Source organism: Runella sp. SP2 (assembly GCF_003711225.1).
Taxonomy (GTDB): Bacteria; Bacteroidota; Bacteroidia; order Cytophagales; family Spirosomataceae; genus Runella.
On record NZ_CP031030.1, the window covers coordinates 2432897 to 2454912 of the forward strand.

Below are 22016 nucleotides of genomic sequence, written 5' to 3' on the forward strand. Positions count from 1 at the left end.
ATTGTATAGTATCCATTCTACTAAAAAACCATACCAAACCTATTTATAACTGCTTCAGCAATTCCCAATCTCCTATTGCCTTTAGGTACAGGAAATCAAGTAAAATACCATTGACGTTATTGATGAGTCGGTGGCCTTCCAAAAATGGCAAAACACAAGTCACAATCCGCTCATGTTCAGAGGCTTCTCCCATAAATCGCTGGTCGTACGACATGATTTTTTCTTTGGGAAGCTCAATCTCACAATAGAAATAGTACATCGCTTCATCACTTGTGCCCGTTGAAGGATACGCAGGTGCTTCCATGAGCCTAACCAACTGACTTTGTGCCACTTCAATCCCCGTCTCTTCCCATACCTCTTTGGCGGCTACTTTGTAGGCATCCGATTCGCTGTCGAGCATTCCTGCGGGGTGTTCGTACGTGAGCGACCCGTCACAGATACGCCGCTGACGTACCAAAAGCAAATATTTTTCCTTCGTTAGTTCATCAATCAAACATACCAATACGCAAAGCACCTCTCCTTTTAAAAAACAAATAGGGGGAATTTTATCACCCTCAGGCGTAGTGGCATTGAGCATGAGTAGTGAAAACAATGCCTCACCTTTATGGTTGTGGCGGGTAAATTTTTCATCAATTTGATGAATATTGAGGCCATTTTTCAACAATCGACCTTTCCAAAGATTAAATTTGTGGGAGTCAAATACGTTTTCTTTCATCCGAAGCAAAATTTAGCCACAAAGTACGACAATATCACTCATTCTCACATAGTCTCATTTGTTCATTTTACATGGAACTTTCTATCTCGACTCCAGCTATTTTATTTTCAACGGTCTCGTTGATGATGATTGCTTTTACGAATCGTTATTTGGCCATTGCGAGCTTAATTCGTGAACTTCACGATAAATTTCGACAAAATCCCGACAAAAATTACGTGGACCAAATCAAGCACCTCCACCGTCGGGTTCATATCATCCGCAATATTCAGTTTATCATTGTTACTAGCCTGTTGCTAAGTGCGGTTTCGATGTTGGCCATTTATTTACATTACCAGCCCTTTGCCCAAGGTCTCTTTTTTGTCGCCCTTTTATTTCAAATTCTCGCCCTTACCCTTTCCATTTGGGAAATTACCATTTCGATACACGCCCTTAAAATTGAATTGAGTGATATGGAAGCCCAACTCGGAAAGCGGTTCGATTTATTTGGTCGCTCGCGAGCTAAGGAATAATTTTTCAGCTTTCGTGCAACCAAGCTGTGCTTTTTGGCATCTTATAACAAAAGCCATTTTAACACTAAAAAGCACACAACCATGAAACGCCTTTCCATTTTTGTTTTCGCCATCTGTGTATCTCTTGTCAGTTTTGCACAAAAAGAAGTTTCCGCCAAAAGCATTTTTGAGGCTATTGACAAGAAACAACAAATCCAATACGATGGCGTTGTTGTCGTAGGTACACTGGATTTAACGGAGTTATCCAACAAAAAACGCAAGAACAACAAAGCGTCTTGGGACGAATACAAAAGTACGGTCGAAGTACCTGTTGTATTCAGAAATTGTACTTTCAAAGGAGATGTCATTGCGTACAAAAACCTCTCAAAAGACGGTAAGCGTAAAAGTATCGCAGGTTTCAACATTGAGTTAGGCGAGTCAAGCACAACTTACTCGACTGATTTTACTGAAAATGTGGTATTTGAAAACTGTACTTTTGAAGGTGATTCGGAATTTAAGTATTCAAAATTTTCGCGCGTAGCCAACTTTTCGGGAACGAAATTTAGTCAGCAGGCCAATTTCAAATACGCACATTTCAAAGGTGAGGCGTCATTTACTGGCAATCAGTTTAGCGAATATGCCAACTTTAAGTACGCGGATTTTGACGACCAAGTGTATTTCAAAAACGCTCATTTCCGCGACTACGCTGACTTCAAATACGCTCATTTCCACGACGGCGTATCCTTCAAAAGCGGCCGTTTCCAGCGTCATGCCGATTTCAAATACACCAGCTTCTCGAACGACACCGACTTCCAAAGTACCGATTTTGAAGGCTCTACCGATTTTAAATATTCCAACGGCAAACGCTACGTAAGCCGTTAGGAGACGAACACAAAGCGACAAAAAAGGGAGGTTCGACGCCTCCTTTTTTGTTTTGGTAGGTTTTAGACCCAAGGCAGGGCGATTTGATTTAACTTGCGACAAATCAAACAACTAAAACCCATGAAAAAAGCGCTATTCTTTGTCGGGTGCTTGGTCGGTTTTTCGGCCTTTGCCCAAGACAATGCGGGGTACCAGCTACCGCCCAAAGCCCTTGCCGATTTGGTCACGGCTCCTCCTACTCCTTCGGTCAGTGTCGATAGTAAAGGCCAATGGATGTTGGTATCGGAACGAAATACCTCCACAACTACCATCGCCGAACTTTCTCAACCCGAACTTCGATTGGCAGGTTTGCGCATCAACCCTGCTACCAGCGGCCCTAGTCGCGCCGTGTTTATCAACAACCTCAAGCTCCGCCGCGTAGCTGCCAATGCCACCGACGTACAGGTGACAGGTTTACCCACCAACCCACAGTTGTCAAACGTTCAGTGGTCGCCCGACGAAACCAAGGTGGCTTTTACCAACACGACCGACGCTAAAATTGAGTTATACGTTTTAGACATCAATACTGCTGCTGCGCGCAAAGTAAGCGACGTTGCTCTCAACGCCGTTTTAGGAGTTCCTTACCAATGGTTGTCCGACAGCCAATCGTTTATCATTCGTGGGATTCCTGCCAGTCGTGGTGCCGCTCCAGAAATCAGCCGCGTACCGACGGGGCCTACCGTTCAAGAAAACCTTGGAACCAAAGCCCAAGCGGCAACTTTCCAAGATTTGCTCAAAAACCCATCGGACGAAAAGCAATTTGAGTATTACGCAACTTCACAAGCCATGAAGCTGGGACTCGACGGAAGCCTGCAACCAATAGGAAACGTTGGGATAATCGCTACTTCTACTCCTTCACCCGACGGAAAGTATGTTTTGCTCGAAACTATTCATCGACCGTTTTCTTATTTAGTGACCGTCAATCGCTTTCCATCGAAAGTCGATATTTACGAAGCAAATGGGACGTTTGTAAAAACACAAATCGACATTCCACTCCTCGAAAACGTTCCTTGGGGCCCTGATGCCGCACCTTCGGGACAGCGTGGACACAATTGGCGCAACGACGCCCCTGCTACCCTCTACTGGGTAGAAGCACGCGACGGTGGTGACCCTAAAAAGAAGGTGGCCATTCGTGACGTAGTTTTGACATCAGATGCACCATTTACGGGCGAACCTAAAGAAATTTACGCGGCTGCTTTCCGCTTTGGCGGTGTGACGTGGGGAAATGCCCAAACGGCGCTTTTCTCAGAACGCTGGTATGCCACTCGTAAAACCATTACCAAATTGGTCAATCCAAGCAGTCCTGCCAACCCAGTTGTTTTGTTCGACCGTTCGTCAGAAGATCGCTATAACAACCCAGGTACGCCCGAATTGAAGAAAAACCAATACGGCGAAAGAGTTTTGGACATTACTCCTACCAACGACATTTACCTCACAGGCCAAGGTTCTTCGCCCGAAGGTGACCGTCCTTTTGTGGATGTATTTAACTTAGCTACCAAGCAAACCAAACGTCTTTGGCGTTCGGAAGCTCCTTATTTTGAGCGCCCTATCAGTATTTTGAACGCCGAAAAAGGGTTGATTCTCACTTCACGTGAATCACAAGAGGAACAACCAAACTATTTCATCCGTAACCTAAATCCAGCACCTAAAAAGGGCAAAAAGCCCGCCGAACCCGCGCTTACGCAAGTAACGTTTTTCCCGCATCCTTATCCGCAATGGAAAGGTATTCAGAAACAACAACTTCGCTACAAACGCTCCGATGGTGTGGATTTGACCGCTACGTTGCTTTTGCCTCCAGGCTATAAAAAAGAAGATGGACCGCTTCCTTCGTTCCTTTGGGCTTATCCTGCCGAGTTTAAAAGCGCCGCTGCTGCGGGTCAAGTAAGTGGCTCACCGCACCAATTTAACCGCATTAGTTACTGGACTGGCGCAGCTTTTGCGACGATGGGCTATGCCGTTCTCGAAAATGCTTCCATTCCAATCGTAGGTGAAGGCGACAAAGAGCCAAACGACACCTACGTAGAACAACTTGTGGCAAGTGCTAAAGCCGCCATCGACGAAGGCGTGCGTCTGGGCGTCGTTGATGCCAACCGTGTTGGCGTGGGCGGGCACTCCTACGGCGCTTTTATGACAGCCAACCTACTCTCTCACAGCAACTTATTTAAAGCAGGCATTGCGCGTTCTGGCGCTTACAACCGTACATTAACGCCGTTTGGTTTCCAAAACGAACAGCGTACTTACTGGCAAGCTCCCGATGTGTACAACAAAATGTCACCGTTTATGAATGCCGACAAAATGAAAACGCCATTGTTGCTCATTCACGGAGAAGCCGACAACAACACGGGGACATTCCCCATTCAATCGGAACGTTACTACAATGCGTTGAAAGGAATGGGCGCAACCGCCAAATTGGTCTTTTTACCCTACGAAAGCCACGGTTATACCGCCAAAGAATCCCTTTTGCACATGTTGCATGAAATGGGCGGGTGGCTAGATAAATACGTAAAAAATGCTTCTGCCATAAATACAGGTTCAAAAACGGGTAAAATGTCAGGAGAAAAATAGACCATTATTATCGTTTTTTTTACAAGTTAACCCTAGTTCGCAAGGACTAGGGTTTTTCTTTGGTACATTTACCACCGAAATCATAAACTCACATACTTTAATGAAAACGTTACTTACTTACACGCTTGTTTTGGTTGGTTTACTACTTACCACCACTGAATTTACCCTTGCGCAACGATGGGAACAAGTAGGCAAAAAAGGGGATTGGGAAAATACCCTTGATGTCGTTTCGATGAATGGTTATTTGTACAGCATTGAAAAAAATGGTACACTTTTCCGAACCGATAAAAACGGAAATTATGAACAAATCGGGGCAAAAGGTGAATTTGACAATGCTAATTTCTTGGTTGCCATGGACGGCGAAATTTGGACTGTTGAAGACGGAGACTTATACCGTACCAATCCACGCGCAGGTACATGGCAAAGGGTTGGGAAACAAGGTGATTGGAAAGAAACAGCTGGCATGGTTTCTCTCAACGGAAAGCTCTACAGCATTGAAACAAATGGAACGCTTTACGAAACCAACAAAGATGGTTCTTGGACACAAATCGGGGCCAATGGCGAGTTTGGCGAAGCAGAAATGTTGGAGTCAATGGACAATCACTTGTGGACCATCGAGAAAGGGACACTCTATAAAACCAATATACGATTGCTAAGATGGCAACAAGTAGGTAAAGTCGGAGACTGGGCCAATACCGTTGCGATGGTGGCTGATGGAGGTTATTTGTGGAGTGTAGAAAAGGATGGAACACTTTTCAGAACTGATAAAAACGGAGCTTATCAACAAATTGGCGAAAAAGGTTTACTTAGCGAAGTCAACCTTATTGTTGCCATGGATGGAATGCTGTATGTAGTAGAAAACGGAACCCTGTACCGCACCAAGGGCTAATTAAAACCAAAAGCCTCAGCATAGGTTGCTGGGGCTTTTGGTTTGGCAATCGCTATTGTTTTGAATAAATTTGCCTAATATACTTTGTGCTTATGTCCATCATTGCCGAAAAATACATAAATCCTTTTACAGATTTTGGGTTCAAAAAACTTTTTGGCGAAGAACCCAATAAGGACTTACTTCTCGATTTTCTGAATGAGCTTTTAAAAGAGCAAGAAGGTAAAATCAAAAATCTTACCTATCTAAAAAATGAACATCTTGGACTAGGTGAGAGTGATCGTAAAGCTATTTTCGATTTATATTGCGAAAACGAACGTGGCGAAAAATTTATAGTTGAGCTTCAAAAGTCCAAACAAAATTTCTTCAAAGACCGAACGCTTTATTACTCTACCTTCCCAATTCGTGAGCAAGCAAAACAATCAGATTGGAATTATGAATTGAAAGCAGTTTATACTATTGCCATTTTAGACTTTGTATTTGATGAGGACAAAACCGATAAAAACAAATATCGTTATGATGTTAAATTAACTGATATTCACACCTGTAGAGTATTTTATAACAAGCTTACCTTCATTTACTTAGAAATGCCCAAATTTCAAAAAAGTTTGGAGGAGTTGGATACTAGATTTGAGAAATGGCTTTATGTCTTGCGAAACCTTAATCGTCTGGAAAAAATCCCTGAAAAATTACAAGAGAAGATTTTTGAACGCCTTTTTGACGTAGCTGAAATCGCCAAATTTAGTAAAGAAGAAATTCTGTCCTACGAAGATAGCTTAAAGTACTATCGTGATCTTAAAAACTCTTTGGATTTAGCCAAAGAAGAGGGAAAATTGGAAAAAGCCAGAGAAATTATTCTCAATGGTCAACAAGAAGGTTTATCCATTTCAATACTTTCAAAAATCGTTGGATTAGCCGAAGAAGAAGTAATAAGCATTATTAATGAATCAAAATAGCATCTAAATGACTGCACTAGAAATCGTTCAACAGTATTACGCCCACTTTAACCAGAAAAATTGGCAAGGAATGTTAGACTTGCTCCATCCCGAAGTTCGGCACGAGCCTAACCAAGGAGAAGTCCGCATCGGAAATGAAAAATTCACTGAGTTTATGCAGAAAATGGACGATGCTTACGACGAAACTTTGTCTGACATGGTCTTCTTTTCATCGTCGGACGACACCCGTATTGCCGCCGAATTTGTCGTAAATGGCACCTACAAACAAGCAGAAGAAGGTCTCCCACCCGCCCACGGACAAAAATACGTATTACCCGCTGGTGCATTTTTAGAAGTAAAAGAGGGAAAAATCACCCGCGTTACTACCTATTATAACTTACCTCTTTGGATTAAATTAGTGTCTTAATACACGGTCTGACTATCGTCTGACCTTTACAATAAAATACACGGTCTGACCTTCGTCTGACCTGGGTATTCAATAGGTCAGACGATAGTCAGACCGTAAACTCTAGTCGAAGATTAGAAATCACATTCGGTCTGACTATCGTCTGTCCGAATACACTACCTTCTGACCTTTACAATAAAATGCAAACAACACTTTCTTTTGAGACCAAACGCGGCGCTGAAATTGCGTCGGTATTTGAGGGGCTTGGCAAATTACGCATCGCCGTTTTTCGCGATTTTCCTTATCTCTATGAAGGCACGCTCGAACACGAAAAAGAATACCTTCAAACGTACGTAAATTCAGAACGTTCGTTTTTGTTTTCCGTGTACGACGGCGCCGAAATGGTAGGTGCTACCACCTGCATTCCTTTGGCCGACGAAACCCCCGAGGTACGACTTCCCTTTGAAGAAGCAGGATTTGACATTCATTCCATTTTTTATTTTGGTGAAAGTATTCTCTTACCTGCTTACCGTGGATTGGGCTTAGGACATCGTTTTTTTGACGAACGTGAAGCCCACGCGCGTAGTTTTGGCACATTTACAACCACTTGTTTTTGCGCCGTAGTTCGTGACAACCACCCCGCCCAACCAGAGAACTATCGTCCAAACGACGCATTTTGGCTAAAACGAGGCTACGAAAAAGAACCATCGTTGCAAAGTTCCTTTGAATGGCTCGACCTCGGAGACACTGCCCCTACCGTAAAGCCAATGATTTATTGGATACATCGCTTATAAAATTGCTTTTTCATCAATGCCCCTCACCCTTGCCACCGCCCAATACCCCATTACCGAACATAAAAATTGGGACGAATGGGTGATTCATACCGAGAAATGGGTAGCCCAGGCCGCCCAACAAAAAGCCCAATTGCTTCTTTTCCCTGAATACGGTTCGATGGAAATAGTAAGCATTCTTTCGCCCGAAATCCGCCAGGACATTCGCCAACAAGTAATTGAATTAAGTACCTTGCAGGGGGATTTCTGTCAAGTTTTTGAGAATTTAGCCCGTAAATACCAAGTTTGTATTGTTGCGCCCAGCCTCCCAGTTGTCGAAGATGGCAAGCCTTACAATCGCGCTTTTGTTTTTTCACCAAAAGGACTGATTGGCTACCAAGACAAGTTTTTTATGACGCGTTTTGAGGACGAAGAATGGGGCATTCAATCTGCCCCAAAGGTACTTACACTTTTTGAGGGAGATTGGGGAAGTTTTGGCGTTCAAATTTGTTACGATGTCGAATTTGGCATTGGTTCACAGTTACTTTGTTCTGCGGGTGCATCTCTTATCCTCGCACCAAGTTGTACCGAAACTATCCGTGGCGCTACCCGCGTTCATGTAGGCGCACGTGCGAGGGCCTTAGAAAATCAAGCGTATATTGCCGTTTCACAAACCATCGGAAATGCCGAGTGGTCGCCAGCGGTGGACATTAATTTTGGCTACACAGCCATGTACTGCCCTCCCGATAAAAACCTGCCCGAGGAAGGTATCGTTACTCAAACACCTCCACAACAAGCTGGCTGGTTAGTAGAAACGCTCGATTTTTCGCTCATCGAAGCCGTCCGCACAGATGGACAAGTCTTTAATCACAAAGACCACCAACGCCTTCATACTCAGCTTATCAGCGATGAAATAAAGCTCATTAAGCGGTTGATTTAAGTTTTTTCTTGCAAAAAATAGGGTTAACACCTAACAACTAAGCCATGATAAACATTGCCCATCAACGATTAATCAATCAAAAAATCATTGACAAGGGTTTCCAACAACCCCAAGATGCGGTAGAATTTTTGGGCGCCATTCAAGCCCAAGACTATCCCATGTCCAAATGGGCAGTGGGGATTCGTACCAAAAACGCTACTGACAAAACAATAGAGCAAGCACTTGACAAAGGTTTAATTTTACGAACCCATATTCTTCGCCCCACTTGGCACCTTGTTTCGCCCAAAGATATTCGCTGGATGCTCGCCCTGACTGCCCCGCATATCCATCAAATTTCGGCGCATTATAACCGAAAAATGGAATTGAGCAGTGATTTATTGAATCTCACAGATGAGTTATTAGCCAAAGCCGTTGAAGGTGATAAGCACCTTACCAAAGCCGAATTAATGGTACATTTAGAATTAGCTGGAATAAATACTTCAGCGGGACGTAGTTCGCTCATTTTGATTCACGCCGAACTTAATGGAGTTCTTTGCAGCGGTAAACAAAACGGTAAGAACAACACCTATGCCTTGCTCGAAGAACGAGTAGCCCCTGCACCTAGCTATACCCGAGAAGAATCTTTAGGGCTTTTGGCTCGTCGTTATTTCCGTAGTCACGGCCCCGCCACTCTCCAAGATTTTGGATGGTGGTCGGGCTTAAAAATCAGCGATGCTAAGTTGGGTCTGGAGTCCGTCAAAAGTGAGTTCGTATCCGAAACCATTGAAGGGCAAACGTATTGGTTTTTACCTAACAGCCAAACAGCATTACAACCCTCCACTTTTTTGCTTCCTGCTTTCGACGAATTTATGGTAAGCTACAAAAACCGAGCCGCCTCCCTCGATTCATCAAACGTTTCGACGGCCATTACCGCCAATGGTATCTTCAAACCCATTATTGTCGTCAATGGACAAGTCAAAGGGCTTTGGAGTAGAACTTTCCAAAAAGAAAAAGTAAACATTCAAACTCACTTTTTTTCTGATACAATAACCGACCCTCCGCTGGCCAAAGCCGTCAAGGAATTTGCGTCCTTTTTAGGAAAAGAATTGACGTAAGTACGTTGTTTATTAAGTTTCTTTATAATTTACCCGCAGATTTACGCTGATTCTAAAACCGCAGATAACCGCAGATTTTGGGTGATTAATTCGGCTAATGAGCTTATCTGCGCCAATCCGCGTTGAATTTTAATCTGCGTTTATCTGCGGGATAAAAAATATCGTACTACTTTTCAAACAAGGTAGTAAGCCTATTTATCCTTTTAATTTCCTCTCATTCATCACACATGCAAGCACCCCAAACAACAACTTTTACATCTTACCAAAAAATTGTTATTACCCTCCTAGCACTCACTCAATTTACGGTAGTTTTAGATTTCATGGTCATGTCTCCCTTGGGAGATTCATTGATGAAATCTATGAAAATCTCTCCAACCCAATTCGGTTTTGTCGTTTCGAGTTATGCCTTTAGTGCGGGAATTTCTGGCTTATTGACGGCAGGTTTTGCTGACAAATTTGACCGTAAAAAGCTACTTTTATTTTTCTATACGGGTTTTATCATCGGGACACTTTTTTGTGGGTTGGCACCCACTTACGAAACCATCGTCGCCGCTCGCATCATTACGGGTTTATTCGGTGGCGTTATTGGCTCAATTAGCATGGCTATTATCACCGATTTATTCTCGCTCCAACAACGCGGGCGCGTCATGGGTTTTGTCCAAATGGGATTCGGGACAAGTCAGGTTTTGGGTATCCCCATCAGTTTATATTTGGCCAATGGCTGGGGCTGGCAAGCGCCATTTATTATGATAGTCGGTCTGAGCATTATATTGGCCGTTGTCATTTTGAAAATACTACAACCTATCACCGCTCACTTGGCCATTCAATCGGAGCGAAATGCCCTGTCTCACTTGTGGCATACCATCGCAAAACGTGATTATCGAATTGGTTTTTTGGCCACCTCATTATTGGCCATTGGCGGTTATATGATGATGCCTTTTGGTAGTGTTTATGCTGTCAATAACTTAAAAGTAAGCCAACAGCAATTGCCCATTATTTTTATGGTAGCAGGCATTAGTACCTTGATTACGATGCCCATGATTGGGCGCTTGAGCGACCGAATAAACAAGTTTAATTTATTCACAATTGCCTCCGTTTGGATGGTTATTATGGTGCTTATTTATACGCGCTTACCCGTTATACCGCTCTGGGCTATTATTATTTTTAACGTTTCAATGATGGCTGGGATTATGAGTAGAATGGTACCCGCTACGACCATGACATCGGCGATTCCCAATCCGCAAGACCGAGGAGCATTTATGAGTGTGAATTCATCTTTACAACAAATAGCGGGTGGAATAGCCTCTTTTATTGCGGGTTTAATTGTGGTTCAGCCAACAAATTTTAGTCCACTTGAACACTATGATACCCTCGGAATTGTCACTTCAACCATTACACTACTTTGTATCGGAATGATGTATCGGGTCAAATTAATGCTGGATACAAATAAATAAAAAGTAAAAGCCACCGATTGGGTGGCTTTTACTTTTTAAACAAAGAAATGAGATAAAGAGATTAATCTTCGTCTCCGTCATCGCCTTTTTTGGTGCGAGGTTTCTCGTCAACAAGCTTTGCAAAAAAGCCCGTTCCGATTCCGTCCAAATCTATTTTTTTAATTGTGAAATGGAATTCAGTTGTTCTGTAAGCCAATCCCAATTTGATAAAAATACCTTTCAACAACAATGAAAAACCGCGGCCGATTTTAACAAGCTCGAAGGCAGTTGGATCACTTTCGTCTGAAGGAATAAGATAAAGGCCTACAAAACCTTTCTTGTTTTGATCTACACCTACTTTAAAACGAGCTGTCAAAGTAGATTCAACGCCCAAAAATTCGAGGGTAGGTAAAGGTAAGCTCAATTTACCATTTGAAGTAATATGTGCTTCAGGAACAAAAACTTCCTCTTTAACTACTCTTGTCTTTTCGACAAAATTATCCTCTTGTGTGAAGAATTTAATTTCTTTCTTTTTCATTGTTATTTTTTAATATATGTTAAAATTACTTTAACCACAAAGGTAAAAAAATAACATTTCAAAGCAATTTTTCTTTAAATTAAAATGAAAAGCCATTTTTTTGACTTTCCATTTTAAGCTATTTGTCAGAAAGCAATGTTAATCAAACGAGCCATATAATTGGGCTAAAAATTTCTCTCTCGATGCTTCTAAAACAACTTCCATGTTTGGTTTTAGCTTGAGAATATTTGTATGATCTACAATGGTTTGTCCACGGGTAAGCCCTTCTCCCAAAACAACTTCAACGTACAGTTTTTTGATGTCAGTTGCGACTGTTCTGTCAAGCGCAACAGCGACGGTTATTGGGTCTGGTAAATCAAAGCCAATTGCCCCTGTTATTTCCGAAGTAAAACGTGCTTTTGCGCCTTGAATATCCACCACAAAATCGGCCAAAGGCTTTTGAATATCCCTTAATTCTTGCGTTGCTTTTTGGTCAAACGCCGCATATTTTATTGAAATATCCCAGCCTACCATTGTCATATTCATTCCCGATTGAAACACCATTTGAGCAGCTTCTGGATCCACCCAAATATTGTATTCGGATACAGGCGTGATATTCCCATACCCCAAACCAACACCTCCCATAATAACACACGATTTTATTTTAGAGGCAATTTCTGGTGCTTTTGCCAAAGCCAATGCCATGTTTGTCAACGGCCCTAACGTAATGATTTCAATCTCATTAGGAAACTTATTTACGGTATCAATGATGGCATCTACGGCGTGTCCTTCCAACGGTTTACGTCCTTTTAAATCCAACCCAATGTCGCCCATTCCATCGTCTCCGTGAACAAACTGAGCAGTAAATAAAGGCCGAATTAATGGCTTTTCTGCACCCAAATATACCTTCGTTTCATACTGGCATAAATCGACCATATAAAGCGCATTTTGTAAGGCTTTATCGGCTGGAACATTTCCCGCCACAATCGTTATTACTTCTACCTTTACATCAGGCGATTTCATCGCCATCAGCAACGCAACGGCATCGTCCGAACCTGTGTCTGTATCAATCAACAAATGTCTCATTGGCTATTTCATTAATGTACACTAATCTGATTTTTGTTTGTTTTCATTTTCAAGTAAACGAATGTCGAAATCGTCACCCAATCGTTTCGCTTTCTCCAACTTGCTGGCGCCACATGGCGTAATAGAGTCCTTTTTGAGCCAACAAATCTTCATGATTTCCCGCTTCTACCATCTTTCCTTTTTCAAGAACAAAAATTCGGTCAGCGTGCATAATTGTACTCAAACGGTGGGCAATAAGAACGGTAATATGCTGCTCATTATTCGATAAATCACGAATTGTTTGCGTGATTTCTTCTTCGGTTAATGAATCTAACGCTGACGTAGCTTCATCAAAAATCAACAAATTGGGGTTTCTTAACAACGCCCTTGCAATAGACAAACGCTGCTTTTCTCCACCCGAAACTTTCATTCCTCCTTCCCCAATCACGGTATCTAGGCCATTATCAGCACGATTTAAAAGCGAATAAGCCGCTGCTTTTTTCAAGACATCTAAGCAATCGGCATCGGTAGCAGATGGCTTTACAAACTGAAGATTTTCGCGGATGGTACCTGAAAACAACTGGGCATCTTGTGCCACAAAGCCTATTTGCTCACGCAACTCATCTTTGTCAATTTCTCGGCTATCTATTCCGTTGTATTTAATGTGTCCTTGCTCGGGATCATACAAGCCTACCAACAGTTTTATGAGCGTTGTTTTACCACTTCCCGAAGGCCCCGCAAAAGCAATTGTTTCTCCTTTTTTAACCTCAAAACTAACATCTTGTAACGCCGTTCTCGAAGCGGTCAAATGTTTAAATGAAACACCCCGAAAATCAATTTTTCCAATTTTTGTCAGCGTGGCGGGCTTGGCAGGTTTAGCTTCAATGGGGCGGCTCAAAATTTCACGAAAATTATTCAAAGACACCTCTGCTTCTCGGTACAATTGTATCACATTTCCCAGCTCTTGAAGTGGGCCAAATATAAAAAATGAATACAATAAAAGTGAAAAATATTGCCCAATCGTTAGCACCTCTTTAAAGATAAGCCAAAGCATCAGCGCAACAATACAACTTCGCAGAAAATTAATGGTTGTACCTTGAACAAACCCAAGCGTCCGTACAAATTTTACTTTACGGAGTTCTAATGCCAGAATTTTTTCAGTATTTCCATTCAAACGCTTTACTTCTTGGTCGGTAAGTCCCAAACTTTTCACCAACTCAATATTTCGTAACGATTCCGTCGTACTTCCCGCCAAAGCGGTTGTTTCGGCCACAATTTTGGTTTGAATTTTCTTGATTCGTTTACTCAGCACTGAGCTCAACCACGCAATGATGGGGATGGTCAAAAAGTAAACAGGCGCAATAGGCCAATACACGCTCAAGGCGTAAAAAATCACAAACGTAATACCAATCACCGATTGAAAAACGACGTTCACAACCGACGTAATCATGCGTTCGGTATCGGTTTTGACTTTTTGTAAAACGCCCAACGTTTGCCCACTTCTTTGATCTTCAAACACTTGATAAGGCAAAGCCAACGAGTGTTTAATCCCATCGGTATAAATCTGCGTACCGACGCGCTGGGTAATTACACTAATAAAATAATCTTGAAAATTTTTGGCAATTCGTGAAACCATTGCGGCTCCAATTGCCATCCCAACATATTTTAAAACGCCCCATATATAATCGCTTTCGTTGAAATCCTTGATGTGCGACGCATAACGATCAATAACCAAGCGGTAAATGTAGGGATCGAGCAGGGAGAAGATTTGGTTAATAGCAGCCAATGTCAAGGCCACAAAAATAAGTTTCCAATAAGGTCGGAGGTAGCGGTAAAGTATATCCATGGGAGCAAAACACCAACCTAGCCGATTATGTTCCTAAAACAAAAAGAGCGGCTATTCAAATAAATGAACTAGCCGCTCTTTATTTAAAAGATGCGTTTACTGCTGAAAATACTGCACCGCACTTACTGCTTCAATGTACTCAGCACCTACTTTCATATGCGCTTGGTGTTCGGGAGAAGCACCGTAGAGCGGCAGGTCGTTCTTATCTCCAAACGTAAAAACATAGACATGCTTTACGTGGTCGGGGTCTTTGGCGTCATCTACTACACCCCATTCGTACGACCGAACCATTTTTAATTTAGCTAATCCTTTAAAAGACTTATCAACCACGCCGATTTGCGTGTCAGACGTTCCTGATTTGAACGTCACCGTTACTGCATGTTTGTACAGTTTTTCGGATTGCTGGTAAGAGGCAAATCCGTACAGGCCGAGCAGCAGTGCTAAGCTTAAAGCAAAAGCAACCACTTGAAAACGAGACGGTTTCATTAGGGTAGAGTAAAACATGGGTTAGAACAAAAAAACTCAAAACTGCCAACTAATGCTCAACTTGGCATTAAATGGCGTTCCTGGGGTAAAATGGATTTCTTCCACAGGCTCCGTTTCGTTCTGAAGGCGGCTTTCGGTCGCAAATTGGGTTTCTTTCCATTGGGTATTGAACATATTTTGCACCGATAAACCTACTGAAAAACGATTTTTGGAATAATTCACCAAGGCATCCGTCACAAAGTAGCCCTTGGCCACAATGCTATTGTCCTCATTTGCAGGTCGGTTGCCTATATAACGATAACGTAAACTGCCACTAAAACCTTGTTCTGTTTTTAAAGTTAATCCACCTACGCTCGTGAAATTAACGGCCAAAGGCAGATAATTCTGTCCTTCGGCTTCACCTACGGCGCGTGGTTTGGCCCAGTTGGCATCCAAATCAAAGAACAATTTTTTCGATAATTGATAACGCATCGACACGTCCACACCTTTGCGCACTGACTTGCCCGAAGGCTCCACTACCCCCGCATCACCCACATAGACAAACTCTTGGTTAAGCCATAAATACCAATACGAGGCGTTAAGGAGCATTCGCGGGAATGGCTTCCAAATTGCCCCTAAATCAGAACCGTAAGCGGCTGGCAAAACTTCTAAGCCGTTTTGAGCCACCACTGCGCGGGTGTCGTTGGAATGAAAACCTTTGCCGAGGTTGACGTACAACTGCACATTGGGGTTGTAGGTATAATATACGTTCAATTTGGGCGAAACGATGGCTGCATTGGCTTTAAATTTCGTATTATTTTGGAGTTTGTCGAGGTATTGGTTGTTAAAATAATCAAAACGCACCCCCGCCGTTGCCGACAGGCGTGGGCTTAATTGGATGGTTTCGTCCACATACACGCCTACATTGGCTTCGTTGACATCGCCCAATTTGATGGCTTCCAACAATTGCGTGCGGTCTTTTGTCCGCGACAATTCAGAACCGTTGGTAAGGTCGTGGCGATAGTTAAGCCCCGCATTTAAGGTGGCTTGTCTATCGCCAATGACGTGGCCTATTGAATAATTGGAGTTATAGCCCCACAAATTTCTGCCTTCCTTTTGGCGAATTTGGTCACCGTTCACAGGGTCAACCAAGAAAAAAGTAAAGTTTGAATACAGTTCAAAATTATAATTGGAATAAAATAACTGATTCTTCCATACGTGATTGCGCTTCGTCAATGTCACCAATTCCGCGTTGACATTGGTGCGGCTAGTTTCTCCTCCTTCGTTAGGGTCAATTGCTCCAAAAAAACCAATCGAGCCATCGGCCACTGAGCGGTCAGGGATTTGACCCGAGGCATTCCACTTGCTCCAAAAAGTCGAAGCCGTCAGCGTCAGGTTGGTATTTTGGGTTAAATGCCCGTGGTATTTTCCCAACAAATTGATTCGGTTAAAATTTTGAGGCGCTTCAAAATACGCATCCGAGTAGCTGTATTCACCCGCAAGATAGGCATTGTGTTGGTTGGTTTTCAGTACATTAACCCCCGACACCAACCGATAGGTGTTAAACTGCCCTACTTCGGCTTTGGCAAAACTGCGTTCCAAGGTTGTTTTGGTACGAAAATTGGCCCAACCTGCCGTGGCAAAATTTCCTTTGTCAGCGTCGTATAGCCCCTTTTTGAAATCCACCCCTTCAATCAATTCTGGAATGATAAAGTGCGCATCGGCATACCCTTGGCCGTGTGCGTGCGACACCATGTTGATGGGTACGCCGTCCACCGTCAGACGAATATCCGTTCCGTGGTCGATGTCAAATCCGCGCAAGAAGATTTGTTCAGCTTTGCCTCCACCTGCGTGTTGACCAATGACCAGCCCTGGCACAATGCGCAGCACTTCTTGAGAATTGTTGATGGGACGTGTTTTTATGTCAAGGCTTGATATTACTTGTTGGTGCTGCGGGTTCGAGGCCGATACTTTCACTTCACTCAACTGGATTTGTGATTCGGTCAGTCCAAACTCCAGGTTTACAGTTTGGTCCTCCTTCACTGTTACTAATTGACTAAGTGCCGAATACCCTACAAATGAGACTTCAATTCGGTACGCATTGGGTTCTAAATTGTTGATTTGAAAAAAGCCTGTCGCGTCCGTCGTTGCTCCTTTTTTAGAATCCGCCACCACGATGGTAGCTCCTACAATCGGTTGTTTGGTCGATTTATCAATGACCCTCCCGACGACACTGCCTAGGTGAGCGAATGCAACATAAATACTTAAATGAAGAACAAGTAGTGTGGCAATAAATCTTTTCATGAATTTAAAATAATGTTTGAAAATAAGTTCGGCAAAGTTAGTGACCGAAGATGTTACTTTCACCAACTAGCCAACCATTCAGTCACAAAATTGGGACTTTCCTGTACTCGTTCCACCATCCAAGCAAATGCTAAAATCATCATCATCACTGCTCCTACAGTACGTATAGGGCCGTAAAAGGAGGTTTTTGCCAATAAAAACAACAGGGGAAATGCCACAGCGATGAGCGCCAATTGCATTAGCTCAATACCCACATTAAACCCTAAAATACTCAGTACCATTTGGGTAGTCGATAACTCAAGATTGGTGAGGGTTTCGGCAAAGGCAAGGCCATGAACCAATCCAAACAATCCCGCAATGAGTACTTCTCGTTTGGGGTAAATGGGTTTCAACGCATGAAATGCCGCCACCAAAATCGTGATAGTGATAAGCACTTCAATGGGCTTCGCAGGAAAATGCAACCATTGAAGCGCCCCAATGAGTAAAGTCAGTGAATGCCCAACGGTAAACGCCGTGATAATTTTCAGAAGATTCAACAAACTGGCTTTCAGCGCTAAACGTTTACGCCAACGTCCATCTGAAGCAACCAGCATCGCTGGAAAAAGAAGCGTAAGAACAAACAATAGATGATCAGTACCTTCGGCGATATGGTCGATGCCCAAATGCACCATGTTGATAAATCCTTTCCAGCGGCTTCCTTGTTGTAAACTCACCAAAAACGGATTCAATTTATTATTTACAGCATCCCATTCAATGACCCCAATCTGTTGGGTCAGGGTATCTTCTCGCACCAATCCCTGCGCCCAGTCTTGCTTGACATGAATCAAGGCTTTGTGGCTTGCCACTTGGTGCAAGATGACATCATAATCAAAGAAAAAATTGCGCAAGTCGTAGCCAGACGGAGGGGTCATTTCAAACTCAACGGCCAACTCTTTGTACGTACCTACGATGGGGTTGTTACTCTCTAATAGCTGCATCTCCCCCACCGTAACTTTCCACACTACCCCTTCAAAACTCTTAGGACGTATGTGTTTCATCAGATACTCACGAAGCGCCCCGCCTAGCCGCTCAACCAATCGCTCAGAATGGTCGTTGACACTCATTCCAACCGCAGATTGAAGCTCACTTAAAGGCAACAAAACCTCACCCGAAATATGCTTTTCGTGGATGTTTAACACTACCATTGAATTGGGCATGGGGTGGGCAGAGAGAGAGCCCCCTGGCCCCCATTGGGGGAACAAAAATACCAATACCAATATCATTCGTATTCCGTTCCCCAATGAGGAGGAGAAAACGAGGGGAGTGAAGGGCCTAGTTTCCACCATAATCTGATTTTCTATCTCTCCAGACTGAGTGAGGGTGAACACCATTTCTGATAATAATTCCGCCTTGCATCGACCATTCAATCCATACACTTGGGCCATCAATCAACAAATAATCACCTTGGGCTGCCATGGTTGTACCTCCGTAATAAGAAACGTAGGTTTCGTCTAGCTCGGATTTGTATTTGGCCAATACTGCTGCGGCTGCTTTGTCATCCAAATCATCGACATAAGTTTTAATCGCGGCCAACAATAAATCTTTCTGAGCCGTCGTCAAGTTTCCAGCTTTTACTCCCGTTTTAGTGGCTGGGAAACTGCCGTCTTTTTGAGGACCAACAATCAAATCATTTTGCGCCGCCGAACGCTTTGCCGTAGCTAGTTCGGCGGTACTTAGGCTTTTCATAAAATTAGCCAATGCCGCTGTTTCTTGCACCAAAGGTTGTACCGTTTTTCCTGTGTTCGTCGATGTCCAAGTTGGATACGGCTCTGTTGAGCGGAACGACGGTGTGCCACCTGTCATTTTACCCCCATTGTAGGTATGAATAATAGTTCCGTGGTGACCACCAATTTGCAAACACCACAAACCCGTTGTACTTGGCGTTCCTAGAATCCCAATGTAGTAATTACCTGAGCCATAGCCGCTGTCACCGCCGTTTGCTCTCAGATAGTCATCCGCATCAATAATCCCTGCATATTCTTCACTTCCTTCGTTAGCTCCTGTTCCCGTAGCTACTTTCACTAAGTTATAGAAAGCCGTCCATTGCGCGGTAGAGAACGTACTTGAAGCTAATCCTACACGTCCTTTGTACAATGATTGGGGCAAATTGCTCCAGAGTTTGGCTTGGGCAACGGTATAAGTATATTGTGCTGAGGTCAACTGAGAGGATGTTAATGTAGTTTTAAACGCCTCGGCAGCTGCCACAATAGCCGCAATGTCGGTATCCATTGCCCAAGCCGTGCCTGTGCCCGACGACGAACCTGCGGCTGAGACCGAAAGCGACAACGTGCACGATTGACCACCCAATGAAATAGCAAATGAAGCTGTTCCACTAGCTGAGGGAGTACCTGTGATGGCATAGGTCACTGAACCTGCTCCCGACGCCAAAGTTCCTGATGCTAACGTGGCGGTCAAGCCTGTAACCCCCGTGGAGGCAATCCCCGAACCCGCCGAATAAGCCACACCATTGCCTCCCGTGTAGGGCACGGTGGCTGTTCCCGTGAAAGCGGCACTTGCTTGAGGTATGCCTGAGAAAGTAACTGAAACGCAGCTAAGAGCAGTTACCGTCGCTGTTGAAGTTGTTGGAGTAGGATCGTCTGTTGACTTACTACAAGCAATCAACAAAACAAAAGTGCTTACACAAACACTGGCGAGAAAATGATTCATTTTCATACTAATCAATTGAATTTGGTTTCAATTGATTAGACGCACCTTTTTAATTCGGTGTTGAGTTAAAGGAAGTATTTGAAAGTGAAAAGGAAAAAACGACAAGTGAATCGTCGATTTAGGTCGTTTCAAGCCACTTTTTGAAAGGCGTTACTTTTTCTTTGCTAATAATGATAGGAAACCCTGCTACGGGTTGCACTTTTACGTTGACACGACTGTTGAAATGCGATTCTATTTCTACGACACTTTCCCGCGAAAGAATATATTGCCGATTGGCACGGATAAATTCGGCGGGGTCGAGTTGGCCTTCTAAGTCTTCCAATTTAAAATCAATCACTAGCTTTCGACCATCGCATAACTGCCCATACACCAAGCCATTGTCTATAAAAAAGTAGGCAAATTCTTCGGTTTTGATGGGAAGTAATTTATCTCTAAATTTTACTAAAAAGCTTTTGCGATACGCTTTAGGCATAAAAACCTGCTGCTGAATCAATTCATTCAAACGTTCTTGTTGCATCAGCTGCTGGTTTTGAAATTTCTCAATCGAAAAACGCAACGAATCTTCATCGATGGGTTTCAACAAATAATCAACGCTGTTGTGTTTAAATGCCCGAATGGCGTATTCGTCAAAAGCCGTTGTAAAAATGATGGGAGTTTTGAGATGCACTTGTTCGTAGATGTCGAATGAAATTCCATCGGCTAGTTGAATATCCGAAAAAATCAAGTCGGGACTGGGATGAGACGTAAACCATTTTATACCTTCTTCTACGCTTTCAATGACCGTTTCGACGGGGTCTTCCACGCCTATTTCTCGCAACAAAAATTTCAATTGACTTGCCGCCGCTGGCTCATCTTCCACAATGACTATCTTCATGGTATTAATGGTAAAACAACACAAAATTCCTCCCCTTGTTTGATTTCAATTTCACAGTGAGTCAACAATTTAAAACGTTGGTTGAGGTTGGCCAATCCAATTCCCGTCCCCTCCGAATTCGGCCTCAGATTTAAAGAATTTCGAACCAACATTTGTTGACTATCTGTCTGGTATTCAACAAAGATACTCAACGGGTTTGCTGAGGAGATGACGTTATGTTTGATGGCATTTTCAATCAACAGTTGAATCGAAAGAGGTGGTATTTTGACGGGAGCCTGCGCATCTACGTTTTTATAAATTTTGAGGTTATTCCCAAAGCGCATTTGTAAAAGAAAAATATAGCTATCCACCAAATCCATTTCTTCTTTGAGCATTACCAGCGACTGTTCTTGCATTGTCAACGAATACCTAAGTACTTGCGATAATTTTTGGAGATACCGCTGACTTTTGGCTTTGTCTTCGTTGATAAGCCAGCTAAGGGTATTGAGAGAATTAAACAAAAAATGCGGGTTGAGTTGGTTTTTAAGGGAGTTAAGTTGAACCAATACATTTTCATGTTTTAGCTGCTCATTTTCCAGCAAAACCTCATTTTTCTTCTCCGCTTCGGTCATAAAACGGCTAAAAAAGTAAGCAATAATTGCCATCAATACGCCGCGAACCACGACCGTTCCTCCCGTTTTGAGGGGCAAACCAATGATAAAATAGTTCGCCAATGTCAAACCAACACTATACGCCGATAGTATAATCCCAGCTCCTACCCACTGCTTAGTTGCCACTTCGTTTTTCTTTGTGGCTTCATAAATCCATTGAATAAATCCCATTGCAAAGGCAACACTGAACGCTACTTGCAAAAAAATATCCAATTGAACGATGGGACGGTTCAATCGAGGGAGGTTGATAAATACGATGGGGAAATTGACAAACGATGCCACAAAGAGGGCGATTCCCCACACAAATCTTTTCTTCGTCATTCTGAAATATCAAGCTTTACGCTAATAACTGAAATCCGTTATTTCTTATTCAAACCACGAAGGTAAATATACGTGAAAAGGAAAAAATGGCCAGTGAATCTAAATAGGTAAAAAG

General features: G+C 43.0%; 20 protein-coding genes. 10 read left to right on the top strand and 10 right to left on the bottom strand.

The features are described from left to right. Positions 1-43: 43 nt before the first annotated feature. Positions 44-715 (bottom strand): NUDIX hydrolase, encoded by a 672-nt coding sequence (locus tag DTQ70_RS10295; RefSeq protein ID WP_122930726.1) that lies wholly within the window; start codon positions 713-715, stop codon positions 44-46. A 71-nt stretch (positions 716-786) separates the two neighbouring features. Between DTQ70_RS10295 and DTQ70_RS10300 the strand changes: the two genes are divergently transcribed. The 10 genes from DTQ70_RS10300 (at position 787) to DTQ70_RS10345 (ending at position 11174) form a co-directional block, all read left to right on the top strand. Next, complete coding sequence (locus DTQ70_RS10300) at positions 787-1224, top strand: DUF2721 domain-containing protein (RefSeq protein WP_122930727.1); 438 nt, start codon at positions 787-789, stop codon at positions 1222-1224. 81 nt (positions 1225-1305) lie between these two features. After that, positions 1306-2085: a pentapeptide repeat-containing protein gene (locus DTQ70_RS10305; RefSeq protein WP_122930728.1), complete on the top strand. Its 780-nt coding sequence runs from the start codon at positions 1306-1308 to the stop codon at positions 2083-2085. Positions 2086-2205: 120 nt separating this feature from the next. Beyond that, complete coding sequence (locus DTQ70_RS10310; RefSeq protein ID WP_122930729.1) at positions 2206-4689, top strand: prolyl oligopeptidase family serine peptidase; 2484 nt, start codon at positions 2206-2208, stop codon at positions 4687-4689. Positions 4690-4789: 100 nt separating this feature from the next. Further along, on the top strand, positions 4790-5578 hold the full coding sequence (locus DTQ70_RS10315; RefSeq protein ID WP_122930730.1) for a hypothetical protein: 789 nt from the start codon (positions 4790-4792) through the stop codon (positions 5576-5578). A gap of 92 nt (positions 5579-5670) precedes the next feature. Continuing rightward, entirely contained in the window at positions 5671-6531 is an 861-nt protein-coding gene (locus tag DTQ70_RS10320; protein WP_122930731.1) for an Rpn family recombination-promoting nuclease/putative transposase, read from the top strand. Positions 6532-6538: 7 nt separating this feature from the next. Then, a complete protein-coding gene (locus tag DTQ70_RS10325) occupies positions 6539-6937 on the top strand; it encodes a ketosteroid isomerase-related protein (protein WP_122930732.1) in 399 nt (132 codons plus the stop codon). 179 nt (positions 6938-7116) lie between these two features. Beyond that, on the top strand, positions 7117-7710 hold the full coding sequence (locus DTQ70_RS10330) for a GNAT family N-acetyltransferase (RefSeq protein ID WP_122930733.1): 594 nt from the start codon (positions 7117-7119) through the stop codon (positions 7708-7710). A gap of 16 nt (positions 7711-7726) precedes the next feature. Next, positions 7727-8626 (top strand): carbon-nitrogen hydrolase family protein, encoded by a 900-nt coding sequence (locus DTQ70_RS10335; RefSeq protein WP_122930734.1) that lies wholly within the window; start codon positions 7727-7729, stop codon positions 8624-8626. Positions 8627-8670: 44 nt separating this feature from the next. Then, positions 8671-9720, top strand: a complete 1050-nt coding sequence (locus DTQ70_RS10340) for a winged helix DNA-binding domain-containing protein (RefSeq protein ID WP_122930735.1) — start codon at positions 8671-8673, stop codon at positions 9718-9720. A gap of 227 nt (positions 9721-9947) precedes the next feature. Beyond that, on the top strand, positions 9948-11174 hold the full coding sequence (locus DTQ70_RS10345) for an MFS transporter (RefSeq protein WP_122930736.1): 1227 nt from the start codon (positions 9948-9950) through the stop codon (positions 11172-11174). 61 nt (positions 11175-11235) lie between these two features. On the opposite strand, the gene DTQ70_RS10350 is transcribed toward DTQ70_RS10345, so the two are convergent. The 9 genes from DTQ70_RS10350 to DTQ70_RS10390 all read right to left on the bottom strand — a co-directional run bounded on the left by DTQ70_RS10350 (position 11236) and on the right by DTQ70_RS10390 (position 21901). Then, entirely contained in the window at positions 11236-11691 is a 456-nt protein-coding gene (locus DTQ70_RS10350) for a hypothetical protein (RefSeq protein ID WP_122930737.1), read from the bottom strand. Between the two features lie 138 nt (positions 11692-11829). Beyond that, on the bottom strand, positions 11830-12756 hold the full coding sequence (locus tag DTQ70_RS10355; RefSeq protein WP_122930738.1) for a nucleoside hydrolase: 927 nt from the start codon (positions 12754-12756) through the stop codon (positions 11830-11832). Between the two features lie 73 nt (positions 12757-12829). Beyond that, positions 12830-14581 carry an ABC transporter ATP-binding protein gene (locus DTQ70_RS10360; RefSeq protein ID WP_122930739.1) on the bottom strand — a complete coding sequence of 584 codons (1752 nt, stop codon included), beginning with the start codon at positions 14579-14581 and terminating at the stop codon, positions 12830-12832. A 96-nt stretch (positions 14582-14677) separates the two neighbouring features. Then, positions 14678-15067 carry a Dabb family protein gene (locus tag DTQ70_RS10365; protein WP_164489962.1) on the bottom strand — a complete coding sequence of 130 codons (390 nt, stop codon included), beginning with the start codon at positions 15065-15067 and terminating at the stop codon, positions 14678-14680. Between the two features lie 36 nt (positions 15068-15103). Next, positions 15104-17350 (bottom strand): TonB-dependent receptor, encoded by a 2247-nt coding sequence (locus DTQ70_RS10370; RefSeq protein ID WP_122934347.1) that lies wholly within the window; start codon positions 17348-17350, stop codon positions 15104-15106. A gap of 59 nt (positions 17351-17409) precedes the next feature. Next, positions 17410-18612 (bottom strand): HupE/UreJ family protein, encoded by a 1203-nt coding sequence (locus tag DTQ70_RS10375; protein ID WP_122930741.1) that lies wholly within the window; start codon positions 18610-18612, stop codon positions 17410-17412. A gap of 49 nt (positions 18613-18661) precedes the next feature. Beyond that, a complete protein-coding gene (locus DTQ70_RS10380; protein WP_229600108.1) occupies positions 18662-20056 on the bottom strand; it encodes a DUF3500 domain-containing protein in 1395 nt (464 codons plus the stop codon). A gap of 118 nt (positions 20057-20174) precedes the next feature. Continuing rightward, the gene (locus DTQ70_RS10385; protein WP_122930743.1) at positions 20175-20930 is read right to left on the bottom strand and encodes a LytTR family DNA-binding domain-containing protein; all 756 of its coding nucleotides are present in this window, start codon (positions 20928-20930) and stop codon (positions 20175-20177) included. Continuing rightward, positions 20927-21901, bottom strand: coding sequence for a sensor histidine kinase (locus tag DTQ70_RS10390; RefSeq protein WP_229600109.1), 975 nt, complete (start codon positions 21899-21901; stop codon positions 20927-20929). The genes DTQ70_RS10385 and DTQ70_RS10390 overlap by 4 nt, the downstream gene beginning before the upstream one ends. Positions 21902-22016: the final 115 nt, after the last annotated feature.